This is a genomic window from Pseudomonas sp. MT92 (assembly GCF_058792515.1).
The window spans coordinates 1-1,214 of record NZ_JBXAFA010000048.1 but is presented as its reverse complement, the minus strand read 5'-3'; the positions used below and the strand labels follow the sequence as shown (position 1 = coordinate 1,214).

The window sequence follows — 1,214 nt, the reverse complement described above, 5'->3', positions numbered from 1 at the left end:
CTGGGGATGTAAGCCGGAACCCCAGAAATTTCCGTCACCCTAGTTGGGTGGGCTCAACACTCGTGTCACCAGCTACCTTCTGGAGAATCGAGCTCGGCCATCCCTCCCTGGACGGGCATCGCTCGACGATGTTCAACGGCTCCCTCACGGGGCCGTCGTTTTGTGGGGGCTATTCCATCCACAAGTCGTCGAGGTTCTTGAAGTTCCAGAGCGTCGGGTCTTCGGGGCCAGTGATACTGTCCTTGCAACTCGTGGCCGCCAGGTCGATGGTCTGCATCGGGATCGGCTCTCTCGAGCGTAGCGAGAAGAACACGCGAACCTTGGGAGTCAGCAGTGATTCCATTCCCGGCTCAACGACAACGGCCAGACGCTGAGAGGACAGGCGAACCAAGGAGCCGACGGGGTAGATGCCCACGGCCTTGACGAAGGCGTGGAAGATGCGTTTGTCGAAATGGCCCTCCCACTTGGCCATCTGCCGCATCGCCGCGGACGGGTCCCACGGCTTTTTGTAGGCTCGCTCCGACGTCACGGCATCATAGACGTCGCAGATTGCGCCCATGCGGGCCAGGAGTGAAATGGCGTCACCGGCCAAGCGATCCGGGTAGCCGGTTCCGTCGATCTTCTCGTGATGGTGCAGGGCAATGTCCACCACCCCGGGCTCGGCCCCGCCTGCGCGCAGCATCTTTGCGCCCTCCACAGGGTGGCGCTTCATGATGGCGAACTCGGCATCGGTGAGCTTGCCTGGTTTGTTAAGCACTTCCAGCGGCATCGCGGCCTTGCCTAGGTCGTGCATCAGTCCGCCGATGCCAGCCAGGCGCGTTTGCTCCTCGTCTAGATCGAGATGCCGGGCCAGCGATAGCATCAGGGCGCAGACGGCAACCGAGTGCAGGTAGGTGTAATCGTCGTGCGTTTTGATGCGTGCGACGCTGATGAGGGCATGAGGTTGGCGCAGCACCGAGGCAGCGATTTCTCCGACCAGCGGCAACGTCGTGCTTGGGTCGACGGCCTTGCCAAGCCGGGCTTCCTGGAACATGTCCATGACTTGGGACTTGGCCGCAAGACAGAGTTTCCGTGCATAACACATTTCGCTCTCCATTGAGGTTGCGCCGTCACTTTTCTTGCTTAGTGGACTAGACGGCAGAGATTGCTCCTCCGACAATTCTCTGGGCTCTGGGCTCTGGGCTCTGGGCTCTGGGCTCTGGGCTCTGGGCTCT

The 1,214-nt window shown here is 61.1% G+C and carries 1 protein-coding gene; it reads right to left on the bottom strand.

What is annotated here, in order from left to right:
- Positions 1-169: 169 nt before the first annotated feature.
- A complete protein-coding gene (locus tag AC1Q6D_RS33115) occupies positions 170-1,039 on the bottom strand; it encodes an HD-GYP domain-containing protein (protein WP_223198360.1) in 870 nt (289 codons plus the stop codon).
- Positions 1,040-1,214: the final 175 nt, after the last annotated feature.

Bases quoted from the DNA above. Each gene is read 5' to 3' on its own strand.
- AC1Q6D_RS33115 (WP_223198360.1), bottom strand. From the start codon at position 1,039: ATGGACATGTTCCAGGAAGCCCGGCTTGGCAAGGCCGTCGACCCAAGC.